This is a genomic window from Treponema sp. R80B11-R83G3, from assembly GCF_054786115.1.
In genome coordinates, this window is sequence record NZ_BDHF01000094.1 from 1 (window position 1) to 4,939 (window position 4,939).

4 protein-coding genes are annotated in these 4,939 nt (G+C 45.6%); 3 read left to right on the plus strand and 1 reads right to left on the minus strand.

Annotated features, from left to right (window positions below):
- On the plus strand, positions 1 to 1,267 hold a 1,267-nt coding region (locus ACYVRH_RS10725; RefSeq protein WP_461256907.1), incomplete at its 5' end, for a CsgG/HfaB family protein.
- 694 nt (positions 1,268 to 1,961) lie between these two features.
- Here the strand turns inward: ACYVRH_RS10725 and ACYVRH_RS10730 are convergent.
- A complete protein-coding gene (locus tag ACYVRH_RS10730) occupies positions 1,962 to 2,312 on the minus strand; it encodes a helix-turn-helix domain-containing protein (protein ID WP_461256908.1) in 351 nt (116 codons plus the stop codon).
- Between the two features lie 214 nt (positions 2,313 to 2,526).
- Here ACYVRH_RS10730 and ACYVRH_RS10735 point away from each other — a divergent pair, with 214 nt between their 5' ends.
- Together ACYVRH_RS10735 and ACYVRH_RS10740 are read left to right on the plus strand one after the other, a co-directional pair.
- The gene (locus tag ACYVRH_RS10735; protein ID WP_461256909.1) at positions 2,527 to 4,410 is read left to right on the plus strand and encodes a leucine-rich repeat domain-containing protein; all 1,884 of its coding nucleotides are present in this window, start codon (positions 2,527 to 2,529) and stop codon (positions 4,408 to 4,410) included.
- Positions 4,411 to 4,565: 155 nt separating this feature from the next.
- On the plus strand, positions 4,566 to 4,775 hold the full coding sequence (locus tag ACYVRH_RS10740; RefSeq protein ID WP_461256910.1) for a hypothetical protein: 210 nt from the start codon (positions 4,566 to 4,568) through the stop codon (positions 4,773 to 4,775).
- Positions 4,776 to 4,939: the final 164 nt, after the last annotated feature.

Here is a 4,939-nt window from a genome sequence, read left to right on the forward strand (position 1 = left end):
TAAGGTGGCTATACTTAATTTTGTTTCCCCTACCGAAACGTTTTCGGATTATGTGATTGATGAATTAACTGGTAAACTGGTTACAGGACGAAAAGTTACTATCGTTGACCGCAAAAACCTTGCACTTATCAGTCAAGAGATGAAATTGCAGTTATCTGGAGATGTCAGCGATGAATCAGCTCAGGCAATAGGAAGGATGTTGGGGGCACAATCTATTGTATCCGGTAATTTAACCAATATGGGAACATTCTACCGTATCAGAATCAGAGTGATTAATGTGGAAACGGCAGCAATACAAACACAAATTTCTTTGGATTTGAGAAATGATGCACAAGTTGCTTTCCTTTTGAGCGGAGCTCCTACAAGTACACCGCCAACAGTACCCAGCGGGACTGCGGCTGGTATAAGTGCAAATGAAACCGCCACGCCTCTCACAGAAGGCACAATGGTTCCAGGTAATAATCTTACCGAAAAATTAACTTGGTTAGATAGAAACGCTGATAGCCATAATACATATATTCTTGTAGTTAATGCTAATGAGAATATTGCTCCATATATGTTTAACTATAGTGGTGCAATTAACATTACTGTTGCATTGAGAGGCGATGGTCAAAATCGAACAATACGACTTAGAACAAATGGTACTATGTTTACTGTAAGTGCAAACATTACATTCATACTTGAAAATAATGTTACTTTACAGGGACATAACGGTAACAGCACGGCATTAGTTTATATAAATGGTGGAACATTAAAAATGAGAACAGGATCAACCATTACTGGTAATACCGATAAAACTGTTGGTAGTTCAAGAGATGGTGGAGCTATAGACATATCGGGCGGGATATTTGAAATGACAGGCGGAACCATCTCTGGTAATACAGCATATGATGCTGGTGGTGGGGTCTATATATTAAGTGGAACTTTTACTATGAGTGGTGGAATTATATCTGGTAATACAGCATTGAAAGGCGGAGGGGTACATATAAGTAGTGGAACTTTTAATATGCGGGGCGGTACTATAACTGGTAATACTGCTCGTGAAAATGGTGGTGGGGTATACGCAGGAAGTACATTTGCTAAAACTGGCGGAACCATTACAGGATATAATACTGATCAAGTTAACGGTAATGCTGTAAAAGATGAAGCTGGTAATACATTGGCACGCAGGGGTCATGCAGTATTCAGAAATGATAACCAACGTAAAGAAACTACGGCAGGTACTAGCGTAAACCTTTCTTCTAATGATTCTGGTCGTTGGGATTAATAACGGGCGACTTCACAGCCTTATTTTTATATTATGGAGTAAAACATTTATTATAAATATAAAGTAAATAAAAATGGTGTACGGACAAACGGCACTTAACCTGTCGGTAAAAGTACGCCCCTTCGGGGCTAGGCTACGCAAAACCGTGTTCGGGCTTCGCCCTCTGCACGGTTTCGCTCCGCCACATTTGGGGCAGGGGTCAATGCTCCGCATTGCCCTATAACCTGCCCCAAACGTCTTTTACCGCCGGAACGTTAGGCAACATTTATGCGACCTTCTTTACTTGTCATTATGATAACTAAAATGTAAAAATTTCTTTTGCCCCACCGTTATTCGTCTCTCCGCGCCGTCCTGGCGCGGGAACTTTATTCCAGATTGTGGGCTAAAGCATTAAACCAAAAAAATAAAGAAGGTTTTAATATCCCGCAACCAAGATAAAAACGTCAGACAACATATAAACCATGCGCTTCGCGCAGTAGGAAAGAAGAATGCGCCCTGTCGGGCGCGGTAAAACATTATCCCCAAAGTCCCCAATAAAGCATTATCACCGCTTTTTGTTACCATTATTCTTTTCGGGCTTGCGTGAGGCAAGCCCACCGGCGCAATATGCGCCGGCATTTCCACCTACTTACATTTTTTTTGCTTCGACTCTAGGGAAAAGCGGTGACAGGAACGGATTTTTATTCGCTTACGGTCAATACTTGTTTATTATTTCGTTTATTTCCCTAAGAAATTCGCTTGTTGCCTGGTTGATTTGGTCATTTATCTGGTTTTTCATAGAGGCTGGCAGAAGGGGAAATATGTTCACAGTTTCAATACCGTTGCTATTAACATTCTGGCTTTTGAAAAAGTAGTACGGTTCTATTCTAAGTATATTTGCCATTTTTTCTATCATCTCCATAGAAGGGAATTTCCGCCCTGTCTCAATTTGTGCTATATAAGTTGGCGCGGTATTACAAAATTCTGCCAATTTCTGTTGTGAAAACCCCTCTTTTTTGCGGAATTCTTTCAAATTTCGTATAAATATTTGTTTTAAGGTCATCATCTTATGCTAATAGCTAAATATATTGCTTTCCATGAGCCATTTGGTACTTGTAAGCACTTTACATTGTTTACCTAATGGCTTATTATAGAAACAATGAATTTACCATTTTAAGCATAATCTTTAAGTTTTCATTATTTGAGTGGTAAATTGAAGGCACTGTTTTAGGAAAAACGCCTTTTAAGGATTTTTCATATATCAACATAAGGAGTTTTCTATGAAGAAAAAGAATGTCTTTGTATGCTGCATATTCGCTGCGGCAATGATTACCGCCCTGTCGCTGACAGCCTGCCCGACACCGGACGAAGACGGCAACACGCCCGCGCACACCCACCAGTGGGGCGAATGGCAAGTATCAACCCCTGCCACCTGTACAACAAAAGGCGTGGAAACCAGAGTATGCGCACTTGACGCAACCCACAAGGAAACGCGGGATATACCCATAGACCCCGCCGCGCACCAGTGGGGCAACTGGGCGGGAACAGTAACCTGCACGGAAGCGGGCGAAGGGACAAGAACCTGCGCCCTTAACACCGCGCACAAAGAGACCAGACAGTTAAACGCGCTCGGGCACGAGTGGGGCGCATGGACGCAAACCAAAGCCCCCACCGAAACCGAAGACGGCGAGGAAATCAGAACTTGCGCCCATGACCCAACGCAGAAAGAAACCCGCGCCGTAGCCGCGCTTAACCATACCCACGTCTGGGGCGAATGGGCGCAGACAACCGATCCCACCTGCGTCAGAGAAGGCGAAGAAACACGGATTTGTACGCTTAACGCAAACCATATTGATACCCGCCCTGTGGCAATAAACCCCAACGCGCACGAGTGGGGCGAATGGATACAAACCAAAGCCCCCACCGAAACCGAAGACGGCGAAGAAGTCAGAACTTGCGCCCATGACGGAACGCATAAAGAAACCCGCGCCGTAGCCGCGCTTAACCATACACACGTCTGGGGCGAATGGGCGCGGACAACCGATCCTACCTGTACTACGGAAGGCGAAGAAACAAGGGTTTGTACGCTTAACGCAAACCATATTGATACCCGCCCTGTGGCAATAAACCCCAATGCGCACGAGTGGGGCGCATGGACGCAGACAACCGCCCCCACTTGTACCACAGCGGGAGTGGATACAAGAACCTGTACACATGACGCGGCCCACAAGGAAACACGTGCAGGAGCCGCCGCGCTCGGCCACGATTACCAATGGACAGTAACCGCCGCCGCAACCTATACAGCCGAAGGCGTAGAAACGGAAATCTGCTCCCATGACCCAACGCATACCAGAGGCACACGCCCAATCCCGCAAACACCCTTTACCAGTATTGCGGCATTAGGGACTTGGCTGTCCGACCAGCCCACTAATACCGCAACAACCGCATTTAAGATCAAGCTGAATGTGAACGATCTCGGTGGCGATTCCTACACAGACGGAAGCGTCGGAAAATTGCTGAGAGACAACAGCACCAAATACGTCAGCCTTGACCTTTCCGGCAATACCTTCACCAGCATCGGGAATGGCGCTTTTTCCTATTGCACCAGCCTTACCAGCATAACCATAACCGCTGGCGTTACCAGCATTGGGAATAGCGTTTTTAACCAATGTACCAGCCTTGCCAGCGTAACCATACCCGCCAGCGTTACCACCATTGGGGATTGGGCTTTTTCCGGTTGCACCAGCCTTACCGCAATAACGGTTGATGCCAGTAATACCGCATACAGCTCACAGGACGGCGTATTGTATAACAAGGATAAAACAACGTTAGTTGCATATCCGGCAGGAAAAGCAGGAATCTCATTTACCATACCTGACGGCGTTACCAGCATCGAGCGGTACGCTTTTGCCGATTGCCGCAGCCTTACCAGCATAATCATACCCGCCAGCGTTACCAGCATCGGGGTGTGGGCTTTTCCCAGTTGCACCTATCTTACCAGCGTAACATTCGCAACAGGCAGTAATATCGCTGACAATGATTTTGGAAGCTGGGCTTTTCCTGAAGGAAGTAGCAACGGCAACACCTTAAAGACCGCCTACGCAACAGGAAAAGCGGGAACGTACACGAGGGCGGCAAACGGCAGTACGTGGGAGAAACAATAACAAAGAGCAAAGAGCAGGTAGCAAAGAGCAAAGGAAGAGGCGAAGCGTAGTATCTTAACTTTGCTACGCCAACGAAGTTGGCACTTGCTCATTGCTATTTGCTATTTGAATATGATCGTTGTGAGCGGTCAAACATTTTTGTAAAGGAGAGAAATATGTCTACAAAAATCGCAGAGTACAAGTTTAATGACTACGATGATTGGGAAGCCGCAAAAAATCGTTTATACGAAGCATTGGGTAGCACTAATTATTCTAATTCTATCACCACTGAATCAAAGTGGATAACAATTTGGGATGAATGTAACGACCCAAAAGCCGCAGGTCAAATTTGCAAAGCCAACGGCGGGGAAATATATTCAGGTTAAAAACAACCACACGCAATAAAAAATTTTTTTTATTGACGAATGAAGTGAGATCGCGTCCGTGCTTGCACGGACAGGACTCGCCGAGTGCCAGGATACGCAGTAGTAACTGTTACCACTTTTCGGTAGTGTCGTTTGACTTGGCGGCGACACTACCAGTAGTGGTA

Coding starts and splice junctions, on each gene's coding strand:
- ACYVRH_RS10730 (WP_461256908.1), bottom strand. CDS start 2,312: ATGATGACCTTAAAACAAATATTTATACGAAATTTGAAAGAATTCCGC.
- ACYVRH_RS10740 (WP_461256910.1), top strand. CDS start 4,566: ATGTCTACAAAAATCGCAGAGTACAAGTTTAATGACTACGATGATTGG.
- ACYVRH_RS10735 (WP_461256909.1), top strand. CDS start 2,527: ATGAAGAAAAAGAATGTCTTTGTATGCTGCATATTCGCTGCGGCAATG.